Consider the following 21,719-nt stretch of genomic DNA (forward strand, 5'->3'; position numbering starts at 1 on the left):
CCACACGCACTTCATCCTTGTACAGATATTTCACAGGCTCTACCAGTTCAAAATCTATATCCTCAGGCAGACCACCCACATTATGATGAGCCTTAACACCTTTCTCGGACTCAATAATGTCAGGATAAATTGTTCCCTGCGCAAGGAAGCCCACACCCGAAAGCTTGGCTGCTTCCTCGGCAAATACCTTAATAAATTCGCCACCGATAATCTTGCGCTTAGCTTCAGGTTCCTCAACACCCTCAAGCAAGCTCAAAAAACGGTCAGTAGCGTCAACATACACTAGATTTGCGTCCAACTGATTCTTGAACACCTCAATGACCTGCTCGGACTCCCCCGCACGCATCAAACCATGATTCACATGCACACATACGAGCTGCTTGCCAATAGCGCGCACAAGCAGAGCTGCCACAACAGAAGAGTCAACGCCACCAGACAGTGCGAGCAAAACTTTGCCATCCCCTACCTGCGCGCGAACCGCCTCAACCTGCTGGGCAATAAAAGACTCAGCAAGATCCGCCGTGCTAATACGAGCCATATCCTCTGGACGCTTGTCAGCCATGTGACACCCCTTCTTTGTTGCATGTCATGTTACTTGCACCACGAACTCTTTAGTGTAGGTAAATCGTAGCGGAAAGATACGCTAACGAGGCGGACTAATCTTAGGTATCACGTCGAGACATACTTTGTGTGATACTGTTTTTGCGAGCAAAAAAAGTTGTGGAAGAGCCACAACTGCTATCCGCCCTAGAGAGGAGTTCAACATGGCACAAAATATTTATGACTTTACCGTCACCAAACCCGACGGCAGCACCCAAAGTCTTGCCGACTACAAAGGCAAGCTTTTATTGGTAGTCAATACCGCCACTGGCTGCGGTTTTACCCCTCAGTATGAGGATCTCGAGCGAATTTATCGCGAGTACAAAGCACAGGATTTTGAAATCCTTGACTTTCCTTGCAATCAGTTCCGCAACCAAGCACCTGGCACCGACGAGGAGATTCGCCAATTCTGCCAGCTAAAATTTGGCGCGGATTTTCCTCAGTATAAAAAGCTCGAAGTCAACGGTGATGGTGCAGACCCGCTCTTTGTGTGGCTTGCCACCGAAAAGCCTTTCCAGGGCTGGGGCAAAAGTGTCAAAGCCTTGGCAATGAAGCCTTTTGGCGCAAGCATCGATCAGGAATTTGGCGAAAAGGCCTACGTCAAGTGGAACTTCACTAAGTGGCTTGTTGACCGCGAAGGCAATATTGTTGCTCGTTTTGAGCCCACCATATCTATGGACAAGGTTGAGGCTGCAATCAAAGCTGCCCTATAAGCAAAAAATTGAGTAACTAGCACACCGCTCAGCTGCTATATTTGACCCTATTTGAGTCTCTCGTGTTGCTGGGCGGTCTTTTTTTGCCCTCAATATCTCCTCTCACGCGATTAACTTAACTGTTTATACCTATCGAGGTCGGAAACTTCGCCATCATGGTTCATAATGAGCGCATTAGTGCATGCGAGGCGCAATTGCGCACATGGGAGTAGATATGGCTTTGTGGGAAAAAATTCTTGACTTTGGTGATCCTTATGCTGAGCAAAACCAGTTCACGGATGAGACAAGTGGAGCAAAATTTGCTGAGGTAATCTACGGTGGCCGCAATGCTGACGATGAGCCCTGCAAGCCCGCAGATGACCCCAAAGGTGTTGGTCGTTGGGTTGGAATTGAACGTGATGGTGGCTATGAGCTGCTATTTTGGAAGCACGACCGCAAATCGGGCGGCAAAACCGAATATGGTTTTGGCATTACAGGAGACCCCCTCAAACAGCTCCATGAAGTATTGGACAAGAAGGCCGCGTTAGTCAAAAAGGCCGAGGCTTTGCTTGCTGACGAAAAACGTGACGGAGCTGCCCTGCGCAAAATGAACGCCTTGATGGACGAATGGAAGGCCGTCCATGGCTTTTCTACTCCACGCGAAGACGAGATGTGGAACGCATTTCAAGCCGCACGCACAAAGTTCCGCGAAGAACGTCATGCCATTATGCAATCTATGGCCAAAGCCAAAGAAGAGCTGGCACAGAAAGCCGAAGCTGTCGCTGAAGCTAAGGATTTTCGCAATGGTAGTGCACAGATGCACGAGCTGATGGATCAGTGGCGCAAACTGAGCACTGCGGGTCGTCAGGCCGACGAGACGCTTTGGGCACGCTTTAATGGAGCTCGTCAGGCATTTTTTGACGCACAGCGTGAAAACTACAAACGCCGCCAAGCAAAAATTGCCGAGAACGCCGCAGCAAAAGAAGATCTCATCAAGCGCGCACAGGAGCTCAGCGATGCCAAAGATTATTCGCGCGAGGCCACCGCGACTATGCGCGCTCTTGGTGATGCGTGGAAAGCTACGGGTTTTGCCGGCAAAGAAGTAAACGACCAGCTCTGGGAGCGCTTCCGTTTAGCTCAAAACCCCTTCTGGGACGAGCGCAAAAAATACAATGAGCGTCGTCATGCTGAGTGGGAGCAACGCCACGCCGCATGGTGCGAGCGTATGGAAGGCGTCCTTGCAGCAAAGCAACGCACCCTCGACAAGCTTGAGGAGCAGGTCGACGTTTTGGAATACCAGATCAAGACCACCGATGATGATGACCGTCGTCGTAACTTAACGAAACGCTTAGAAGACTACCAGCACGACATCGCGGATATCGAGCATGATATGGCAGATATCCGCCGCAAGATGAAACGTTAGACTTTAAGGTTTTTACAGCTACTATACGCAACGTCCCAGACGTCTTGTGAGTTTCCACATCACAAGACGTCTCATCAAGCAGAGAGGATGGCGATTTTTATGGCCAAGTACAGCAGCTCTCATACCAAGCGTGCGTATGTAAATGGCGTCATTCTTGATGGCACCAAAGATATGAGCGCTCAGACGGGCAAGGCAGTGCTTGTTGAGGACGATACCATTGTAGCCATAAGCGAGCAAATCTCTGATTTGTCTGGATATGAGATCATTGATTTGGACGGGCGCTACCTTCTGCCTGGCCTTATCAATATGCATGTGCATCTTGCGGGCAACGGCAAGCCCCAAAAGAAGCAACGCGATGCATCCGCACTGGTAGATAAGCTCTTTTCCAATCCTATCAGCGCAGCTATTGCCCATGCGCTAGTGCGCTCCTATGCAAAAATTGAACTGATGAGCGGAGTGACTACCATACGTACCGTCGGCGGTCTCCGCGATTTGGATACGCACGTACGTGATGAAATTGCTTGTGGCAATCAGTTGGGGCCACGCATCATTGCAGCAAACGAAGGCATTTCAGTACCTGGTGGTCATATGGCAGGCTCAGTCGCGATAGCTGCTGAAAACTCCGATATGGCATGTGCTTTGGTTCACAAGGCTCAAGCCCAAAACGTTGACTTAATTAAACTGATGATTACCGGTGGCGTGCTTGATGCAAAGGCAAAAGGTGTGCCGGGCGAGCTCAAGATGCCTCCCGAGATGGTAAAAGCTGCCTGTGATGAAGCGCATGCCTGTGGCTACCTTGTTGCAGCACATGTTGAATCCACTGAAGGCGTCAAGGTTGCTCTCGAAAATGGTGTTGACTCTATTGAACACGGTGCCGAACCCACCGATGAAATTATTCAGCTATTCAAGGATCGCGGCGCCTTCCTGACATGCACCATTTCACCAGCTCTTTCCTATGCCCTTTTTGATCGCAGCATATCTGGTGCCTCAGAGATAGAGCAGTTCAATGGCAAAATGGTCTTTGACGGCATTATCTCTTGCGCAAAGGCAGCCCTGGCTCATGACATCCCTGTCGCCCTCGGCAACGATGTGGGTTGTCCTTGGGTTTCACAATATGACTTCTGGCGCGAGCTGGTCTACTTTCACAAGATGGTTGGTGTCTCTGAGAAATTTACTCTCTATACGGCCACCTTGCGTAACGCTGAACTGGCAGGTATTGGAGATAAAACTGGCTCTATCGAGGTAGGCAAATGTGCTGACATGATTGTCTGCTCCAAAAATCCTCTTGAAGACCTCAGCGCGCTCAGAGATATTGAAATGGTTGTCACACGAGGGTATGTGGTTAAAAATCCACATGTCATGCGCAAAAAAATACTTGACCGTGAGCTCGACAAATTCTTGTAGGACTACATACATGGACAAGCCCCAAGACCCTACCGACAAAAGCAAGCGGCTCTTTATTGCCATCTGGCCTCATGAAGCAGTACGTCGCGCGCTGATAGCCACCCAAGCTGACCTCAGCCCGCTCATTGCACATCCCAAGCCGAGCTCCAAACGCAATCTACATTTGACCCTCGCTTTTTTGGGTGAATGCACTGCTTTGCAGGAAACCGCTGCCAAACGCGCAATAGTCCGCTGCGCACAGAATACCTTGCCATTTGAGCTAAAGTTGGCATCTCTTGGTTGTTTTGAGAAACACCATGGTGGGGCGATTGTGTGGCGCGGTGTAGACGGCGATCTGGATAGCCTACATGCACTCCATGCACGACTTTGCGCAGAGCTTGCCACAGAGGGATTAGGCGATTTTCAAAGCAGTAGTTTTGGTGTCTATATCCCCCATATCAGTCTTTTCCGTGGCGCTCGTCTTTCGCAAAACTCTAAGGCCGCAGGCTTGGCAGAAGCTTTGGCCGCACAAGCTCAAGAACACGATAGCGATATACGTTGGGCAGCGCAGTGGCAAGCTTCCTCACTTTCACTGGTGTGGAGCCATCGTGAGAGTAAAGACGGACCTCTGCTCTATGATGAAATCGCTCATGCTGAGTTTTCGGCAAAAGAGTCGCCCGTCTTATCTCGCGACGTCAATGCCACAAAGACGACGCACCCTCGTACGATATTTATTGATGCTGATGCCTGCCCTGTCATTCGCGAGACTCTTTCTTGTGCACGCAAGCAGGGCATTCCCGTTGTTATTGCAGGTAATACCACTCAAAACCTTGAGCGCCATATTCAGACTGACGATCCTCGTAGCCCAAAGCAGGCAAAGAATGGCTTTTGGGTAGAAGTGCTCAACGTAAGTATTGGCGCCGACAGCGCTGACTTTGCCATCGTGGAGCAACTTGCGCCAAAAGACCTTGTCGTGACCCAAGATATCGGCCTTGCAGGGATGGTGCTCGGCCGCGGCGCACTTGCAATAGGAGTACGTGGTTACATCTATCGCAAAGAAACTATCGATTTTGACTTGATGCTACGTCACGAAGAAAAGAAAGTTCGCCGTGCAGGAGGCCGAACAAAAGGACCCGCTCCTTTTACTTCTGAAGACCGCAAGCGCTTCGTGGCAAAGCTTACGTATCTGCTCACACAAAACTAGTATGGGCAAATACATACGACCAAGCAAAATTTCTATTTGCGCGTGGGCATGGCTCTGCTTACGCACAGGCGCACTGACTTACTGGCGATAATAGCTCAGGAAGTCTGCCAACTTGTCAACAGCTTCTTTGAGGGTCTCGATGCGCGGTAGATAAACGATGCGGAAGTGATCGGGTTCACCCCAGTTAAAACCAGTGCCCTGAACAATAAGCACTTTTTTGTCTTGGAGCAAATCAAGAGCAAACTGCTGATCATCGGTGATATTGAAGCGTTCGCGGTCAAGTTTGGGGAAAATGTAGAAGGCTGCCTTGGGTTTTACCACACTGATGCCAGGAATATCTTTGAGTGCATTGTAAACATATTCGCGCTGCTCGTAGACACGACCGCCTGGCTGGACATAGTCGCGCACCGACTGGTGACCCCACAGCGCCGTCTGAACAATAGACTGCGCTGGCACATTAGAGCACAGGCGCATGTTTGAAAGCATGTTGATGCCCAAAATATAGTCACGAGCAATGCGTTTGTTGCCAGACAGTACCATCCAGCCAATACGATAGCCAGCAATCATGTGGGACTTGGAGAGGCCTGAGAAAGTCACACAAAACAGGTCAGGTGCAAGCGAGGCAATAGAGATGTGCTCACCTTCGCCTTCCATAACAAGACGATCGTAAATCTCGTCAGAAAAAATTATTAACTGGTACTCACGAGCGATATCCACAATCTCTTGCAGAACCTCACGTGGGTAGAGTGCTCCGGTTGGATTATTGGGATTAATGATAACAATGGCTTTGGTAGCAGGTGTAATCTTGGAACGAATATCGTCCATATCGGGATACCAGTCTGCCTGCTCGTCACACAGATAATGTTCGACCTTGCCACCAGCAAGCGTTGCGCAGGCAGTCCACAGTGGGTAGTCTGGGCTTGGAATCAAAATCTCGTCACCATCATCAAGCAGCGCCGACATCGACAAATTGATAAGCTCAGAAACACCGTTGCCGGTATAGATATCATGCATCGTGACGTTTGGTAGGTTCTTGACCTGCGAATACTGCATAATTGCCTTGCGCGCTGAAAAGAGTCCTTTGGATGCTGAGTAGCCCTCACACTGGGTCAGCTGAGCCGCCATGTCCAAAACAACTTCATCAGGAGTACGAAAACCAAACGTGGCGGGGTTGCCAATGTTGAGTTTGAGGATGCTCATGCCATCCTCTTCCATGCGGTTTGCCTCATCGACAACAGGACCACGCACGTCGTACAGCACGTTTTCGAGCTTGGCGGATTTTTTGAACTGGCGCATAGGATGAACCTCCCGGTACATTTTTTTCTGTGAAGTAGAGCTAAACTTGTGACCACCATTTGACTGATTAGTCGCAGATAAACCGGATTTGAGGGGCGCAGTAGCGCCCGTGGTAGCTCGCGTACCGGACCGCTCATTATTGGCTGCTCGGTCTACTGCTGCATGATCACGAGTCGTCTGCTGCTGATTGGTGCCTGCAAGCCAGTTTTCTTCAACGCCCAAAAGCTCAGCCAACGAGCTCAATGCAGCAGAGCGTGGCATAGTTTTGCCGCTTACATACTGGCTTAACTGGCTTTTGCCAAGCTTTATTCCCCGCACAGAAGCCAGATGCAACAGATCAACCTGCTTGAGGTCACGCTCCTCCATAATCTTGGCCAAGCGCTCAGGAAAACCCTGACTATCCATGTCTACTCCGCCCGTTTTTGACTGCCTATTTCTTCACCACTCGTCCAAATCCATCTTGCGTAAGAGCATCACGTTTGAACAAAAAGTACGCGCTTTCTTCATACAAAAGTTCAAAGTTCAATTTTGTTCTCAAAACGTTGGAAACATAATAGTTCAAAGTTCAAGATTTAAGTTCAGAATATTGTTCATTATAAAACTGACACAGTACATTTTTTATTCAAATAAGCTCGGTGTTTTTCTTCCACTTGTATCAAATAATAAATCCCCAGCTCAGATGGTTTTTCTTTGGAAAGATATCAAACTAATTCGCGCTATTTTCAAAAAAGACAAAATTGTCCTTGCATTTCTTTTGGCGCTAGGTAATAATAACTTCCGCTGAAGCGCGACGAAAGCCGTGCGGGGCAGATGGTGGGTGTAGCTCAGTTGGCCAGAGCGCCGGACCGTGGCTCCGGAGGTCGTGGGTTCGAGACCCACTACCCACCCCATTTTGCGCTGTTAGCTCAGCTGGCCAGAGCAGGGGACTCTTAATCCCAAGGTCCAGGGTTCGAATCCCTGACGGCGCACCAGAACATGCAGGTCAGAGCTTTGGCTCTGGCCTTTTTTAATATGAGAGAAGCATTGTCAAGTGGCATGACGTAGCAGGTCCTAAAGTTTCCTTGGGACCTGCTACTACTTTCAACCGGGGATGGTCTGTACTGAGCATTCCTTAGTCGACGCTTGCTTGGCAAGCTAATATTCGCGGGCTTTGATCCGTGCTCCTGTTGGTTATGAGATCCAACAGCTGGCAAGAGCACGGTACCGCAGTTCGATTCTTCGTCTGGGATCTTCATTGCGAATATCAGTCTTTAATGGCGGACGCGGCCCTTATGGGCTGTCCAAAAAAGGTCTCGTGAGCAGATCCCAGCACTGCGTCGATGCACAGGCATCCCTGGCAAAAGTCTTATGAAGGGTAGGCTCCTATCTTTCTTGATAGGTTCCTTCCACTCGCCGTCCTATCTCCCAGACCCAGCAGGCAAGCTCGCGGGCGACCGCAACATTGGCGATACAGCGGTTGTGCGTGGCTTTCGAGAGTTGGGCATGCCTTTGAGTAAGACGTTTGGTGCAGGCATTGCCCCGTAAGCGTATGGAGGTGGGTACGCACCATTCGTCAGGAATCTGCTTGGGCTTTGCCGAACAGCTTGCGAAATGCCAAGCGCTCTCAACGAGGGTGTGCCTGGAAGCGTTGTTTCCTGTCTTGGTAATGTGTCCTGTTGATTCTTTTTCTCCTGATGAGTGCTCGGAAGGAATGAGTCCACACCAGCTGGCATACTCCTGAGCAGATCCAAACCTGGAGAAGAGTCCGGCCTCTGCAGCAAGGCAAAAGGCACTTACCTCGTCTATTCCTTTGATAGTCGAAAGTGCTCTTACCGTTGGTGCCCACCTGTCTGTCCTTGCTTCTGTCTTTACGGCCTTTTCTAGAGATCTCTTGTCAGTCTCGGCGCATCTTACGCAGGTCACATAGTGGACAAAGGTCACCCTAGCGGGGCCTGTGAAGGTCACGGACTCAAGCCATTTTCTGTGATCTCTTGTCCAAGCGCTCTTCCTCTGGTTAAGCGCATTCTTTTCATCGAAGACATAGCCTCTTCTCAACAGGAATTTCGAGAGCCTCTGGCGTGCTCTTTGCAGGTCGATTCTTGCATCATCTAGGGCTCTTGAGAGGTCACGGACCGCCTCGATTTCTTCTGTGGGGATGAAGACCTCGACGATGTTGTGGCAAGCAAGCATGCGGGCAAGAAATGCAGCATCGCGCTTGTCATTCTTGCGTCTCTTGTCAGCTGAAGGCTTTTGCATCTTGGATACGGCAGCAACGCTGCAATCAACGCCGAGCGCCTTGAGCTCACGTGCCAGATGCCATCCGGTTGGTCCCGACTCATAGACGCACTTGGGACTTTCGAACTGCTTTGCCCATTCGGCTATTGGCTCGGCTTGTGCTCCAAACTCCCTCTGACGGATTTCACCGGTATAGAGGTTGAAAGCGGCTGCCGAGATTGAGCGGGCATGGACATCAAGGCCAATGGAGGTAACATACATAAGAGAAGCCCCCTTCCATGTGTGCGGTATGAGATTGCCGCACAAGCCAATATATCTAGCTCACATTGTGGCAGTCCTCTAGCCCGCGAGATGACATGAGCAAGGGGGCTTCAATGCTTCTCTCATATCGTCTGTTATCCAGTGACACGCAGTGACAAAGAAGTGACAGACGTTTTTACCTCTTACCATCTAACTTTTTGTCGCCAATATCGCGTAGTGAATGTTTGTGCTCCCCTCACGCAAAACTATGAATTCAAATGGTAACAAAATTTTTCTTGCATCTTTGCGTTTTACTCACTATCCTTGCTTTAGCACACTAAAGTTTAGTTAACTAAAGTGGCTGTACAAAAAGGATGTAAGGCTCACACGACAGGGGGAATCAAGATGAGCATCCAGGATAAGCAAATCAACCGTAGGTCTTTTATCAAGGCAAGTGGTTTTGCTGCAAGCGCAGGTATTCTCAGCATGCTTGCCGCTTGTGGAAACAAGCCCGCACCTACAGGATCAGCAGCGGGTAGCGCAGGTTCAACAACAACGAAGGGCTTTGAGCTCATCGTCGGCTTTGATGACGCCTTCCCACCCTACGGCTACCTTGACAAAGACGGCAACTACACGGGCTTTGACCTCGATCTCGCACAAGCCGTCTGCAAAAAAGAGGGTTGGACCTTTACGCCCACCCCTATCAACTGGGATGCAAAAGATGCCATGCTCAACTCTGGTCAGATTAGCTGTATTTGGAACGGCTTTACCATCGAGGGTCGCGAGAAAGACTATTCATTTACTGACGCATATATGGAAAACCGCCAGGTCATCGTTGTAAAGTCCGATTCAAACATCAAAGCACTTGGCGACCTCAAGGATAAGCGCGTTATCACCCAGGCTGACTCGGCCGCCCTCGAGCTGCTCTCCGAGGGCGGAAGCCAAGAGGAACTCGGCAAGAGCTTTGGAAAACTCGATACCATCGGCGAGTACAACACCGCATTCATGTCCCTTGAACAGGGGAGTTACGATGCTATTGCTGTTGACTATCCCGTCGCTGTCTTTAATATTGACGGCCGCTCAGAGTTCACCATTCTTGATGAATCTTTGAATTCCGAGCACTTTGGGGTCGGCTGTGCAAAAAATGATGAAGGCAAGCAGCTCGCAGCTACCATCCAGGCAGATCTCCAAGCACTCGACGCCGATGGCACAGTCAAAAAGATTTGTGAGAAGTATAGTAATCAGGGTGTTTCTTATGACCTCTGGTGTCTACCCAAGGCATAAGGTGCCACCAACAAGCTATGATTTTAAGACCGCGACTCGCACAGTCGCGGTCTCCTTTTGGGGAAGCAGTTCGAAAACAGTTCGCACATCAGACGTATGACAGGATGGCAGTATGGAAGTCTCTATCATGTTCCAAAAACTCATCGAGGGCTATGGCATCAGTCTCGAGATTTTCTTTGTCACCTTGATAGGAGCAACGCTGCTGGCCATCCCTGTCGCCTTGGGGCGTCTCTCTCGCATCAAGCCACTCGCATGGCTTATCAGCATCTATATCAGCCTGATGCGTGGCACTCCTTTGATGCTGCAGATGTTTGCAGTCTTTTTTGCTCCGTATTACGTATTTGGCATCACCATGGGACCCGGTTACATGATGGTGGCTGTTCTTGCATCCTTTGTGATTAACTATGCCGCCTACTTTGCAGAAATCTATCGCTCGGGTATCCAGAGCATGCCGCGCGGCCAATATGAGGCAGCGGAAGCTTTGGGGTATTCGCGCAGTCAGACCTTCTTTCGCATCATCTTGCCTCAGGTAGTCAAACGTATCCTCCCTGCTATGGGAAATGAAATTGTGACTTTGGTCAAAGACACCTCACTGGCATTCTCCATTGGTGTCATCGAGATGTTTACCACAGGTAAGGCACTCGTCGCTCGCGAGCACACGATGATACCGTTTGTTATTGCTGCCGCAATTTATTGGATAACCTGTCTTATCATCGAAGCTCTGCTTCGCCGCGCCGAAAAAAAGCTTGCCTACTATCACGACTAAGCTCAGTTCAGCTACCTCACATAAGTCCTGCTTACCTAGCTCAAGTCCTGTTTTTCCCTACTCAATCCGTCAAGCAAAGCTAAGGAATCCGCAATGCTCAAAAAGAAGCCCCAACGCAAGCTTCCCACGCCCGATATTTCTTATTCCTCACTCGTCGGCCTGCCAGCCGTCTACTTGCGAGGTGCCCGTAAGTCCTTTGGCGAACACGAGGTACTGCACGATATCTCTCTGACGATTAACCGCGGAGAAGTACTGTCCATTATCGGTCCATCGGGCGCAGGTAAGTCCACCTTGCTGCGGTGCTTGACATTGCTGGATAGTTTTGACGCAGGTGAGCTCTCCTACGACAGTATCGTGGTATGCAAGCCGCGCGGATCTGAGCTTGATTCTCGTGCCAAGAAGGACCCAAATCCCGAAGCAGGAGAGCATACTCTCGACATTCAACCTGCCATCTATGACAGAGCCGCTATGCAGCGCGCACGTATGCGCTTTGGCATTGTATTTCAGGACTACAACCTCTTCCCCCACATGACGGTGCTGCAAAATGTGATGGATGCACCGCTGGTAGTGCAAAAGCGCAATCCAGCAGAAGTTAAAGAGCAGGCCCGCGAGCTACTTGAACGTCTCGATCTTACCGAACATGCAGACAAGGTACCCTGTCAGCTCTCAGGCGGTCAGCAGCAGCGCGTTGCAATTGCGCGCGCACTCTGCATGAAGCCTCGCCTGATTTTCTTTGACGAAGCAACCTCTGCCCTAGATCCTCGCCTGACCGATGATATGGTCAAGCTGATTCGCTCTCTGGCAGAAGAGGGCATGGCTGTTGGGCTGGTAACTCACGAGATGAGTTTTGCGCGAGCTGCGTCCGATCGGGTCTGCCTGCTGCTAGATGGTCGCATTGTAGAAGAAGGAACGCCCAAGGAGGTATTTGATTATCCGAGCGATCCTCGCACCCGCGCGTTTCTTGCCTCCCCCACCAAAGAATAAACTTGACTCCCCCACCAAAGAATAGATGGGGTATGGAGCGTGTGTCCTACCCAAGCACTGCTTGCAAATTTTTGCAGCAACACCCCCACGCATTCCTAAAAAATCCCTCCAAATCGTTGCAACCTGAGGTTGCAACGATTTTTTCTTACCCCTACCTACCAGCAATTTTATAAGAATCGCCTGGTAGATGCATCGCGTTGCAACCTGAGGTTGCAACGGTTGAGCGCGCAGAGAGGAGGTTGGCAGCTGGTTTAGAGCGCAACTACCCAAAGCTACAAGAGCTGCTCGGCAATCTGCACGGCATTAGTAGCCGCACCCTTGCGAATTTGATCGCCACACACCCAATACGTCAGCGCATTCACACCGTCAGGTGCCGACAGATCACAACGGATACGGCCCACATAGATAAGGTCCTGATCGGAGGTCTCAAGCGGCATAGGATATTTGGCAGCCGTCAAATCATCTACCACACGTACGCCGGGTGCGGCTGCCAAAATATCGCGCGCCTCATCTACCGAAAGGGGATGTTCAAATTCTGCTGTGATTGACTCGGAATGCGAGCGCATAACAGGGACACGCACACAGGTGCAATTCACACGTAACTCAGGCAAGTGCATAATTTTGCGGCCCTCGTAGAGCATCTTCATCTCTTCGCTGGTATAGCCTGCTTCCTTCTCGGAACCAATCTGAGGAATGAGGTTTGCTGCCAACTGATGCGCAAACGGCGCGGTATTGCCCACAGGCTCACCTGCAGCCACCGCCTCCATCTCACGCTCCAGCTCCTTTAAACCGGGCATACCCGCACCAGATGCTGCTTGATAGGTCGAAACCACCATTCGCTTGAGACCCGCCTGCTGATGCAAAGGCCAGGTAGGCACAAGACCGATAATGGTGGCGCAGTTGGGGTTGGAGATAATACCTTTGTTGTTTTTAGCATCTGCTGCATTAATCTCAGGGATTACCAGTGGCACATCAGCATCCATACGGAAAGCATGGCTATTATCGACGCACACAGCACCGCGTTTTACCGCTTCAGGCAGCAATTCACGCGCGATATCATCACCTGCAGCTCCCAACACAATATCGACTCCCTCAAAGGCTTCAGGAGCCGCGAGAACGGCTGGAATCTGCTTGTTATGAAATTCTACTGTACGCCCCACCGAACGCGCACTCGCAAGAGGTACCAAGCGACTAACGGGAAAATCTCGCTCTTCCAAACACTTCAACATCTGTGTACCCACAACACCTGTGGCACCCAGGATGGCAACCGTTTTTCCGCTCATACTAACAACTCCCACCTAAACTTTTTCGTGCGCAGCAAAGCCGTCATACATCACGCGAATTGCACGCTCAAAATCATCGTTATCCACACCGACAATAATCGAAATCTCCTGTGAGCTTTGGGTAATCAAACGAATATTGATACCCGCCTTGCCCAATACGCCAAAGATAAGACCTGACGAGCCAGGGCGACGACGGAGATTGCGGCCCACAATGGAAATCAGAGCTAGTTTGTCGGTCACCGTAATATCATCAGGCGCCACCTCACGGCGTATATCGGTGATGATGGGGTAAATCTTGTCCTTTACATCAGCGCTATTTACCACAATGCCAAAGGAGTCAACGCCTGTCGGCACATGCTCTATCGAAACGCCGTAACGCTCAAATACTGATAGAGCAGAACGCACGACGCCTACCTTGTCGGACATATGCGTCTTTTGGATATGTACTGCGGTAAAATCCTTGCGACCAGCAATACCCGTAATGAGGTGCTCGACTTCGCGTTCTTCTGCCGTCTCACGGATAATCGTGCCTTGGCGGTCGGGCGAGTTGGTGTCTTTGATCTGGATGGGGATATTGGCCTCACGCACCGGGAAAATTGAATCTTCCTGCAGAACCGAAGCGCCCATATAAGAAAGCTCGCGCATCTCATCAAAGGTAATACGATGAATGGTACGCGGTATATCAACAATATGTGGATCAGCAGACAAGAAGCCCGGCACATCTGTCCAATTTTCATAGACATTTGCTTCAAGACAGCGAGCAAGTACCGCGCCAGTAATATCTCCACCACCACGCTGAAAGAGTTTGACCGTACCATCAACGGTGCAACCATAAAAACCTGGCAACACAAAGCCACGCGGATTGCGCTGGGCTGCTTCTTTGACACGAATGGATGTACGTTCAAAGTCCACCGTACCATCATGATGAAAAACAATGGTGTCCGAAGCATCTACAAAAGGCAGCCCGAGATACTCAGCCATCAGCTGTCCTGTAAAAAATTCACCGCGACTCACAATATATTCAGGCGACAAAGAGGTCACTACCGAGGAAAACTCCTCGAACTTCTCGGCTACGGGATACTTGAGATGCAATGACTTTGCAATCTCAACAAAGCGTTGCTCGATTTGGGAGAGCAGCGGCTGAGAATCCACATGATATTGGATATGGGCGTTAGCAAGTAGCAACAGATCAGTGATTTTATTGTCGTCAGAAAAACGTTTTCCCGCCGCCGATACCACCACAAAACGGCGATCAGGATCGGCTTGGATAATGCTTTTTACCTTGCGAAACTGCTCGGCACTTGCTACCGAGGACCCGCCAAATTTTGCAACCTTAATCATGAACTAGGCGTCCTTCCTAGGGCGCAAAAAGATAAGCGCCTCGGGGTCAATCTCGCGAGCTTTCACCAAAAGCTCGCTTGCACAAACAGGGTTGATATCTTTGATAAGCCAGGCGTCGGCACCGTAGGCCTTCCAACCTTCTTTTGCCGCCATACTAGCAGCGCCATCACAGCGCAATACATAATCACCCAACAGAAGATCTGCGGCAAAACTCATCTTTTCGCATATAGCAAAGTTGGGACGCTCCCCTGCCATGTAATCGAGGATATCCTGCACCATTGCATTGCCCGTAGGCAAAGAACCAGCTCCTTGACCATAGAATTTTAGTTCACCTACCGTGGTGCCTGTAAGCGAAAGAATATTAAAGTTGGCAGGAACGTTGGCTTCGGTTGCCGTCTGGGGTAGCGCCACAGGTTCAACAGCAGCGGCATAGCACTGCCCCTTGCGTACTGCTCGACCCATCAATTTGACGCGACGACCATGGGCTGCAAAAAGTGCCACATCACTGCTCTTGAGCAAACGAATACCTGTCGTGCAAACCTGTTCGGCAGAACAAAGCGCATCAAAGGCAGCAAGGCAAGAGATAATAATTTTGTTGCGAACATCAATACCATCAATATCTGCGGAAGGATCTGCTTCTGCATAACCTAAACGTTGCGCTTCGGCGAGCACCTCATCAAAGCTGGCATCCCCCGCCTCAAGAGAAGTAAGCAGATAATTGGTTGTACCATTCATAATGCCTGATACAGCAGAAATCTCATCAATGCGACGAGCATTGCGAATAGAGGACAGCCACGGCACACCACCACCAACCGCAGCCTCGCACAGGAGGGGCACACCTGTGGTTTGCGCCAGCTCCACAAACTCACTCAAATGCGCAGCCACAACCGCTTTGTTGGAAGTGACCACAGGTTTTCCCGCCTTGAGCGCACCTGCGATAAAGCTATGCGCGGGCTCGATGCCACCCATGCATTCCAGCACCATCTCGACCTTGTCATCTGCCAAAATCTCCTCATAATTGGAGGTCATGCGCGGATCAGTGAGGTGGTCGGGGAGCTCAAGAATGCGCGTTACCCTGATATTGGGAAGATTTTTACAAATCTTGTCAACACCTTTACCCACGGTGCCATACCCTAAAAGAGCGATGTTCATCTCAATCCTATCTTTCGTTTTTGTTTACGCTTTCGCATAAGCATGTTTGCAGTTCTATGATAGCTACTAGGCACAGACCCACGAAGAGCTAGGAGCCCATCTTGGCACGTTTGTATCACAGCACACGCTCCATTGAGCCCTCTGTAACAAGTAAGCAAGCTATTCTTGCCGGAATTGCTCCTGATGGGGGTTTGTATGTCTCAGATTCCCTCAAGAATCTCAAAATTGACCTTGCGGCGGCATGTACTGAGGACTATCACGCCCTCGCTTGTCGTGTGTTGGGGTTGTTGCTTCCCGACTTTAGTAAAGAAGAAATTGCAGATTGTGTGGATGCGGCTTACGGTACACGTTTTGACACGCCCCTCATTACTCCGCTCGTGCCTGTAGGCGATGTGTGGATGTTAGAACTCTGGCATGGCCCCACCTGCGCCTTCAAAGATGTAGCGCTGCAGATGCTGCCTCATCTGATGTCAGTCGCACGCAAAGATGCACAGGATGACAAGCAGATCATGATTGTGACAGCAACCTCAGGGGATACGGGCAAGGCAGCGCTTGAGGGTTTTGCGGATGTGGCTGGCACAGGCGTTGCCGTCTTTTATCCCAATGGTGGCGTATCCGATGTACAGCGCCTGCAAATGGTTACACAGCATGGTTGCAACGTGGCCGTCTGTGGTATACACGGCAACTTTGATGATGCCCAGACCGAAGTCAAGCATATCTTTGCTGACCACAAGCTTGCCGAGCGCCTATCCCAGAAAAACATTGCCCTATCCAGCGCAAATTCCATCAATATAGGTCGCCTGGTGCCTCAGGTGGTCTATTACTTCTCGGCATACAAGCAACTCATTGACAAGGCAGTCATTCAGCTCGGTGATGCGGTGGAGTTCTGTGTACCTACGGGTAATTTTGGTGATGTACTTGCGGGCTATTATGCCAAGCTCTTGGGACTACCCATATCGCGTCTTATCGTAGCGTCCAACATCAACGATGTGCTTTTTGATTTCATCTCGACCGGTCGCTATAACCGCCTTCGTCCCTTTGAAAAAAGCCTCTCACCTTCAATGGATATCCTTGTATCCTCCAACCTGGAGCGTCTGCTTTATTACCTATCTGAAGGAGATACCAAACTCGTATCTGAACTTATGGATCGCCTGGAACAAGAGGGATCCTATGAGCTACCTGAAGCTCTGCTTTGCCGCCTGCACGAGCTTTTTTCCTGCGGTCGCGCCACAGATGAACAGACGCAAGCAACCATACGCGATATTTGGGAAGAATCCCAGGTGCTCTTGGATACGCATACTGCTGTTGCTATGCACGTGCTTCGCGAGCAAGCGCAAAGCAAAGATATTCCGCGCATTTGTCTTTCCACCGCCAATCCCTATAAGTTTTCCGCCTCTGTTCTTGAGGCGCTGGGGCAAAGCACCGAAGGCTTGGATGGGTTTGAATGCATGCAAGCCTTGCAAAAATTTACGGGCGTGCCTGCGCCACATCAACTACTTGAACTCAAACAACTACCTGAACGCCATCTTGACCTCTGTAAGCGCGAGCAGATGAACAGCTACATCGAGCACACAGCAGAAAGGTTGTTATCATGAGCAAACCTCGCGTGCTAAAAATCCAAGTCCCCGCAACTTCTGCCAATGTGGGTGTTGGCTTTGACTGCTTGGGCCTTGCACTCGACATGATGGCAACGTTTAGCTTTGTGCCAAGCACCGACGGTCAGCTGCATATCAACGGTTGCGAGCCTCGTTTTTGTGGCGCAGATAATCTGGTATGGACCTCATACTGCCATACCTGTTCTGAACTGGGAATTATCGAAGAATTGCTCAACATCACTATCGACTCCCCTATTCCTCTAGCGGGGGGTCTCGGTTCGAGTTCTGCTTGTATTGTGGCTGGTATTGCTGCCGCCTATGCACTGTCAGGCCTCAGTTTAGACCGAGAGCGCATCATTCAGATGGCAAGTTCGTTAGAAGGACATCCCGACAACGTTGCCCCTGCCGTTTTGGGAGGCTTGGTTTGCTCCTTTAGCAATGCGGGACGTGTATGGACTCAACGTTTTGACGTCGCTGACAGGCTGCGCTTTGTTGCCATTGTGCCGCCTTACGAGGTACGTACCGCTGCGGCACGGCGCGTCCTACCAGCGGAGGTGCCCATAACAACAGCTGTATGGCAGACAGGTCGCTGTGTGGCTATGGTGCGCGCACTCGAGACGGGCAATGCGGAGCTCCTTGCCGCCTGCGCACATGATAAGTTACACGAGCCTTATCGTGCACGCTTAATTCCTGATTACGAAGCCTTGCGCTCGGCGGCACTGAGTTCGGGAGCTTCGGCTTTTGTCATTTCGGGTTCGGGCGCAACTATGCTTGCTATCTGCAAAAACGAGCAGAAAGCTGCTGGAGTCAGACGCACGCTTGCCACCATGGAAAGCGTTTCTGCCGCGGAAGGAGCACGTCGCGGCCTGCAAATCGAAACTCTACAAGCCTGCAAAACCGGTTTGGAAATTCTTGCCAGCTCGTAAGCTGCGGAAGAACCCTCGTTCTTGCTACCGTACGCCCAGACAGACGGTTCACGCTACACCTTTTGTGTATGCTTGTCCCACAGGCTGACAGGCTAATTGCCAAGCTGCTTATTGAGCATGATGGAAAGTATCGTCTCATCGGTATGCTGCATGCCTTCGCGCACAAAGGTACCGATGTTGCAAATAGTATCCTCGACATTATCAAAGACAATACCGTCCAAGCTCGAAGGCGAAATATTCGCCAAAGCCAAAGCAGAGCAATGGAGCGCAGCGTTGGTACCTGCCGCGATCTTGAGCGCACACGTAGCCTTGGCACCATCGCAAATCATACCTTGAAGCATGGCAATCATATTGTTAACCGCTGCTTCAAGCTGAGATTCGGTGCCGCCTTGCAAGTAGGTCATACCACAACAAGCACCTGTACCACCAGCAATTCCCGAGCCACAAAGCGGGGACAGCCTGCCCATATACTCCTTGAGATGACATACCACCAGCCCAGAAATCGCAAGCGCACGCGATAGCTTCTCGTCACTGGAGCCCAACTCACGTGCCAGCTCAATGACTGGCACCGTGCAAGCAATTCCTTGATTGCCCGATCCCGCTACTGTCATGACCGAAAGCTGACAACCAGCCATACGCGCATCGCTGCCTGCAGCCGTTGCCGCCATAATACGCAGGGCAATATTGTTAAGGAGCATTGAGCTGCTACCACTCGTACCTGAGGCAATCTTTTCGCCCACACGTAGACCATAGCCACCCGAAAGGCCTTCTTTACTCACTGCCATATTCATCGAAACGCAGTCGAGCAAAAAAGCGATATCGGTGGCATCAACGCTTGTAGCAAAGTCATAGATATTCTTGATAGTAAGACCCGTACCCGCATCAGAAGCACTGCTTACGCTCAGAGGCTTATCACAAATCACCTTGCCATTGTGTTCGATACGTACCACATTGGTATGATCGCGTGCCACAACTGCATGGCTTGTTTCACCTGTCACAGATTTGAGCTGTGCCTCGATAAAGAGTTGCTCGTCGGTAGCTTTTTGCTCTACCAGAATACGTTTATTGGCAACCATCTGACGTGCAAGCTCCAACTGGTCAGCTGCAAAATTGGCCAGAACTTCTAGGCGCGCAGCAGAACGTCGCACAACCGCACCCAACGCGGCAGCAATTTCAATACCCACAGCACCAGTACCAGGAATACCAACACCCAAGGCATTTTTGATGATATTGGCAGAAAGCAACAGGCGAATTTCTTTGATGTCTGCAGGATCGCAGCTCAGCTGCTCAGATGCAACCGATACAGCAAACGCAACGGCAATAGGCTCGGTGCAGCCCTGAGCGGGTATGACCTCATTTTTAAGCAAACCGAGAAAGTCGGGCAAATCCTGCGTTGTCATCATTCCTCCTACTCGCCTATCTCCCCATCTCCTTCGAGAAAACCGCCCGTCTGTCGTGACCACAAACCAGCATACTCGCCATCAGCGGCTATAAGCTCGGCGTGTGTACCGTCTTCCACAATTTTGCCGTCAGCGAGCACCACTATGCGATCAAGAGCAGCAACTGTGGACAAACGGTGAGCAACAACAATTGCGCTCCGTCCGCGCATAAGGTTTTCCAACGCTCCTTGCACTAACGCCTCACTCTCGGAGTCCAGCGCAGACGTGGCCTCATCAAGCACCAAGATAGGCGCATCAACCAAAATTGCGCGTGCTATAGCCACACGCTGACGTTGACCACCCGAAAGTTTAGCTCCGCGCTCGCCCACCATAGTATCGAGACCCTGAGGCAGACGCTCAATAAACTCCATCGCATTGGCTTGCTCGGCAGCTTGACGAATTTCTTCGTCGCTTGCATCGGGTCTGCCATACGCAATATTGTCCCTCACGCTTCGATGAAACAACAAGGGTTCCTGAGGTACATACGCAAGCTGTGAACGCAAGCTTTGCTGGGTGCAATGAGAGACATCTTGGCCATCTATCAGCACCTGACCATCTTGCACATCATCTAGTCGCAGCAATAATTTGGTCAAAGTCGTCTTGCCTGAGCCAGAACGTCCCACCAAGCCAACGCGCTGTCCTGCAGGAATATGCAGTGACAGGTCTGTAAAGACCTTCTCACCTGCCGGCGCATCAGGATATGCAAAGCCAATATGACTAAAGTCGATGGCACCTTGGCTCACCTTGAGAGGGAGTGCATCCTCATCGTCTGCAACCAACAACGGCTCATCGAGCACCCGTGTCATTTCGGCAGCATCACCTAAAGAAGTATTGATACGCGTCATCATCGAATTGAAGTAGTTCACGCGCATGGTGAGGTTGTAGGTATAGGTAAAAATCATCACCAGTGTACCTGCAGAAATGCCAAACCAGGCATTACCGCCAGCTACAAAAATAGAAGCAATGGTCATGATTGTCGTAATCATGGCGCTGGTAGTAAAGCCGCGGGCAAGCATAGCATGCATGGTTGCTGTCTGAGCTTTACGTGCATCCCTATCAGCTGCAACAAAAAGCTCGTATTCATAGTCCTCACGGCCGCTTGTCTTAACGGCAAGAATATTGGTTACCGCATCAGACAACACACCAGACAGACGGTTTTGTGCAGAGGAACTCGCCTCTGAAAGCGGCAAAATTTTTTTGTAAAGCTTGTAAGCAATGCTGACATAAATGACGAGTGTGACAAAGAGAATAGCCACATAGAGAGGCACCTGTGGCGCAAGCATCACAATGGTGCAGATGATAGACGCAACCGTTGGAATAAGCGAATACACCACCACATCCACAAGCCCCGTATAACCCGAGGTAAAACGGCTCGTCTGGCTCACCAATGCTCCACCAAAACGCCCGTTGTAAAACGTCATCGACTGATTGGAAAGCGTATCAAAACACAGACGTGAGAGCCGATAGTTGCCATTGATTTCAAGGTTATAGACGCTGTAATCTTGCAACTTTGACAGCACTTGGCCCACAGCATTAACAAGCACCAAAGCAACAATATATGACCCAAAAACCTGCCATACCTGATCGGGCGCTACCTGACCTTGTTGTACGCGATCAACTATCAAACCCATCACATAGGTGTTAATAAAGGTTAGAAGGACGATATAACCTGCAGAAGAAAACACCGAAAGAGCCGCGATACCAGGCATCTTCTTGGTAACATCCCAAAAGCGCTGTAAGGTGCGGCGCGTAGTCGTAGGGTCAAGTTTGCCCTGCTTGCGTTGTGACATACAAAAAATTCCCCTCAACAAAGTATTAGTCAAGGGAAATCCTACCCATTTATCGCAAACTCTAGCAGCGCAAGCAAAACCAAACTGCGCAAGCAAACTCTAGCAGC

Annotated in this window: 17 protein-coding genes and 2 tRNA genes; 11 read left to right on the plus strand and 8 right to left on the minus strand. The window is 50.4% G+C overall.

The window, feature by feature from the left end:
* On the minus strand, nt 1-562 hold a 562-nt coding region (locus Q0X25_RS01360; RefSeq protein WP_298578579.1), incomplete at its 3' end, for an asparagine synthase-related protein.
* Nucleotides 563-764: 202 nt separating this feature from the next.
* Here Q0X25_RS01360 and Q0X25_RS01365 point away from each other — a divergent pair.
* The 4 genes from Q0X25_RS01365 to thpR all read left to right on the plus strand — a co-directional run bounded on the left by Q0X25_RS01365 (nt 765) and on the right by thpR (nt 5,302).
* Nucleotides 765-1,313, plus strand: coding sequence for a glutathione peroxidase (locus Q0X25_RS01365; RefSeq protein ID WP_021735431.1), 549 nt, complete (start codon nt 765-767; stop codon nt 1,311-1,313).
* Between the two features lie 214 nt (nt 1,314-1,527).
* A complete protein-coding gene (locus Q0X25_RS01370; RefSeq protein ID WP_298578580.1) occupies nt 1,528-2,715 on the plus strand; it encodes a DUF349 domain-containing protein in 1,188 nt (395 codons plus the stop codon).
* An 87-nt stretch (nt 2,716-2,802) separates the two neighbouring features.
* Nucleotides 2,803-4,119, plus strand: a complete 1,317-nt coding sequence (locus Q0X25_RS01375) for an amidohydrolase family protein (RefSeq protein WP_298578581.1) — start codon at nt 2,803-2,805, stop codon at nt 4,117-4,119.
* Between the two features lie 10 nt (nt 4,120-4,129).
* On the plus strand, nt 4,130-5,302 hold the full coding sequence (gene thpR / locus Q0X25_RS01380) for an RNA 2',3'-cyclic phosphodiesterase (protein WP_298578582.1): 1,173 nt from the start codon (nt 4,130-4,132) through the stop codon (nt 5,300-5,302).
* Between the two features lie 78 nt (nt 5,303-5,380).
* Here thpR and Q0X25_RS01385 read toward each other — a convergent pair whose 3' ends face one another.
* Nucleotides 5,381-7,003 carry an aminotransferase class I/II-fold pyridoxal phosphate-dependent enzyme gene (locus tag Q0X25_RS01385; RefSeq protein ID WP_298578583.1) on the minus strand — a complete coding sequence of 541 codons (1,623 nt, stop codon included), beginning with the start codon at nt 7,001-7,003 and terminating at the stop codon, nt 5,381-5,383.
* Between the two features lie 408 nt (nt 7,004-7,411).
* On the opposite strand from Q0X25_RS01385, the gene Q0X25_RS01390 reads away from it, so the two are divergent.
* Together Q0X25_RS01390 and Q0X25_RS01395 are read left to right on the plus strand one after the other, a co-directional pair.
* Nucleotides 7,412-7,488: transfer RNA gene (locus Q0X25_RS01390), tRNA-His, on the plus strand.
* Nucleotides 7,489-7,492: 4 nt separating this feature from the next.
* Nucleotides 7,493-7,569 (plus strand) — tRNA-Lys (locus Q0X25_RS01395).
* Nucleotides 7,570-7,960: 391 nt separating this feature from the next.
* Here Q0X25_RS01395 and Q0X25_RS01400 read toward each other — a convergent pair.
* On the minus strand, nt 7,961-9,073 hold the full coding sequence (locus Q0X25_RS01400) for an IS110 family transposase (RefSeq protein ID WP_298578584.1): 1,113 nt from the start codon (nt 9,071-9,073) through the stop codon (nt 7,961-7,963).
* Between the two features lie 384 nt (nt 9,074-9,457).
* Here Q0X25_RS01400 and Q0X25_RS01405 point away from each other — a divergent pair, with 384 nt between their 5' ends.
* The 3 genes from Q0X25_RS01405 (at nt 9,458) to Q0X25_RS01415 (ending at nt 12,086) form a co-directional block, all read left to right on the plus strand.
* The gene (locus tag Q0X25_RS01405; protein WP_298578586.1) at nt 9,458-10,336 is read left to right on the plus strand and encodes a transporter substrate-binding domain-containing protein; all 879 of its coding nucleotides are present in this window, start codon (nt 9,458-9,460) and stop codon (nt 10,334-10,336) included.
* 112 nt (nt 10,337-10,448) lie between these two features.
* Nucleotides 10,449-11,102, plus strand: a complete 654-nt coding sequence (locus Q0X25_RS01410) for an amino acid ABC transporter permease (protein ID WP_298578587.1) — start codon at nt 10,449-10,451, stop codon at nt 11,100-11,102.
* Nucleotides 11,103-11,195: 93 nt separating this feature from the next.
* Nucleotides 11,196-12,086 carry an amino acid ABC transporter ATP-binding protein gene (locus Q0X25_RS01415; protein ID WP_298578588.1) on the plus strand — a complete coding sequence of 297 codons (891 nt, stop codon included), beginning with the start codon at nt 11,196-11,198 and terminating at the stop codon, nt 12,084-12,086.
* A 272-nt stretch (nt 12,087-12,358) separates the two neighbouring features.
* On the opposite strand, the gene Q0X25_RS01420 is transcribed toward Q0X25_RS01415, so the two are convergent.
* The 3 genes from Q0X25_RS01420 to Q0X25_RS01430 are packed head-to-tail and all read right to left on the minus strand — an operon-like array spanning nt 12,359 to nt 15,862.
* Nucleotides 12,359-13,369, minus strand: a complete 1,011-nt coding sequence (locus Q0X25_RS01420) for an aspartate-semialdehyde dehydrogenase (protein WP_298578589.1) — start codon at nt 13,367-13,369, stop codon at nt 12,359-12,361.
* 15 nt (nt 13,370-13,384) lie between these two features.
* Nucleotides 13,385-14,710: an aspartate kinase gene (locus tag Q0X25_RS01425; RefSeq protein ID WP_298578590.1), complete on the minus strand. Its 1,326-nt coding sequence runs from the start codon at nt 14,708-14,710 to the stop codon at nt 13,385-13,387.
* Between the two features lie 3 nt (nt 14,711-14,713).
* Nucleotides 14,714-15,862, minus strand: coding sequence for a homoserine dehydrogenase (locus Q0X25_RS01430; protein WP_298578591.1), 1,149 nt, complete (start codon nt 15,860-15,862; stop codon nt 14,714-14,716).
* A 101-nt stretch (nt 15,863-15,963) separates the two neighbouring features.
* Between Q0X25_RS01430 and thrC the strand changes: the two genes are divergently transcribed.
* Together thrC and thrB are read left to right on the plus strand one after the other, a co-directional pair.
* On the plus strand, nt 15,964-17,457 hold the full coding sequence (gene thrC, locus Q0X25_RS01435) for a threonine synthase (RefSeq protein WP_298578592.1): 1,494 nt from the start codon (nt 15,964-15,966) through the stop codon (nt 17,455-17,457).
* Entirely contained in the window at nt 17,454-18,383 is a 930-nt protein-coding gene (gene thrB, locus Q0X25_RS01440) for a homoserine kinase (RefSeq protein WP_298578594.1), read from the plus strand. The genes thrC and thrB overlap by 4 nt, the downstream gene beginning before the upstream one ends.
* 92 nt (nt 18,384-18,475) lie before the next feature.
* Here thrB and Q0X25_RS01445 read toward each other — a convergent pair whose 3' ends face one another.
* Nucleotides 18,476-19,783: a serine dehydratase subunit alpha family protein gene (locus tag Q0X25_RS01445; protein WP_298578595.1), complete on the minus strand. Its 1,308-nt coding sequence runs from the start codon at nt 19,781-19,783 to the stop codon at nt 18,476-18,478.
* 8 nt (nt 19,784-19,791) lie between these two features.
* Complete coding sequence (locus Q0X25_RS01450; RefSeq protein WP_298578596.1) at nt 19,792-21,612, minus strand: ABC transporter ATP-binding protein; 1,821 nt, start codon at nt 21,610-21,612, stop codon at nt 19,792-19,794.
* Between the last annotated feature and the right edge of the window lie 107 nt (nt 21,613-21,719).

It is taken from the genome of uncultured Olegusella sp. (assembly GCF_947253395.1).
Lineage (GTDB): Bacteria > Actinomycetota > Coriobacteriia > Coriobacteriales > Atopobiaceae > Olegusella.

Coding starts and splice junctions, on each gene's coding strand:
- Q0X25_RS01365 (WP_021735431.1), top strand. CDS start 765: ATGGCACAAAATATTTATGACTTTACCGTCACCAAACCCGACGGCAGC.
- Q0X25_RS01370 (WP_298578580.1), top strand. CDS start 1,528: ATGGCTTTGTGGGAAAAAATTCTTGACTTTGGTGATCCTTATGCTGAG.
- Q0X25_RS01375 (WP_298578581.1), top strand. CDS start 2,803: ATGGCGATTTTTATGGCCAAGTACAGCAGCTCTCATACCAAGCGTGCG.
- thpR (WP_298578582.1), top strand. CDS start 4,130: ATGGACAAGCCCCAAGACCCTACCGACAAAAGCAAGCGGCTCTTTATT.
- Q0X25_RS01385 (WP_298578583.1), bottom strand. CDS start 7,003: ATGGATAGTCAGGGTTTTCCTGAGCGCTTGGCCAAGATTATGGAGGAG.
- Q0X25_RS01400 (WP_298578584.1), bottom strand. CDS start 9,073: ATGTATGTTACCTCCATTGGCCTTGATGTCCATGCCCGCTCAATCTCG.
- Q0X25_RS01405 (WP_298578586.1), top strand. CDS start 9,458: ATGAGCATCCAGGATAAGCAAATCAACCGTAGGTCTTTTATCAAGGCA.
- Q0X25_RS01410 (WP_298578587.1), top strand. CDS start 10,449: ATGGAAGTCTCTATCATGTTCCAAAAACTCATCGAGGGCTATGGCATC.
- Q0X25_RS01415 (WP_298578588.1), top strand. CDS start 11,196: ATGCTCAAAAAGAAGCCCCAACGCAAGCTTCCCACGCCCGATATTTCT.
- Q0X25_RS01420 (WP_298578589.1), bottom strand. CDS start 13,369: ATGAGCGGAAAAACGGTTGCCATCCTGGGTGCCACAGGTGTTGTGGGT.
- Q0X25_RS01425 (WP_298578590.1), bottom strand. CDS start 14,710: ATGATTAAGGTTGCAAAATTTGGCGGGTCCTCGGTAGCAAGTGCCGAG.
- Q0X25_RS01430 (WP_298578591.1), bottom strand. CDS start 15,862: ATGAACATCGCTCTTTTAGGGTATGGCACCGTGGGTAAAGGTGTTGAC.
- thrB (WP_298578594.1), top strand. CDS start 17,454: ATGAGCAAACCTCGCGTGCTAAAAATCCAAGTCCCCGCAACTTCTGCC.
- Q0X25_RS01445 (WP_298578595.1), bottom strand. CDS start 19,783: ATGACAACGCAGGATTTGCCCGACTTTCTCGGTTTGCTTAAAAATGAG.
- Q0X25_RS01450 (WP_298578596.1), bottom strand. CDS start 21,612: ATGTCACAACGCAAGCAGGGCAAACTTGACCCTACGACTACGCGCCGC.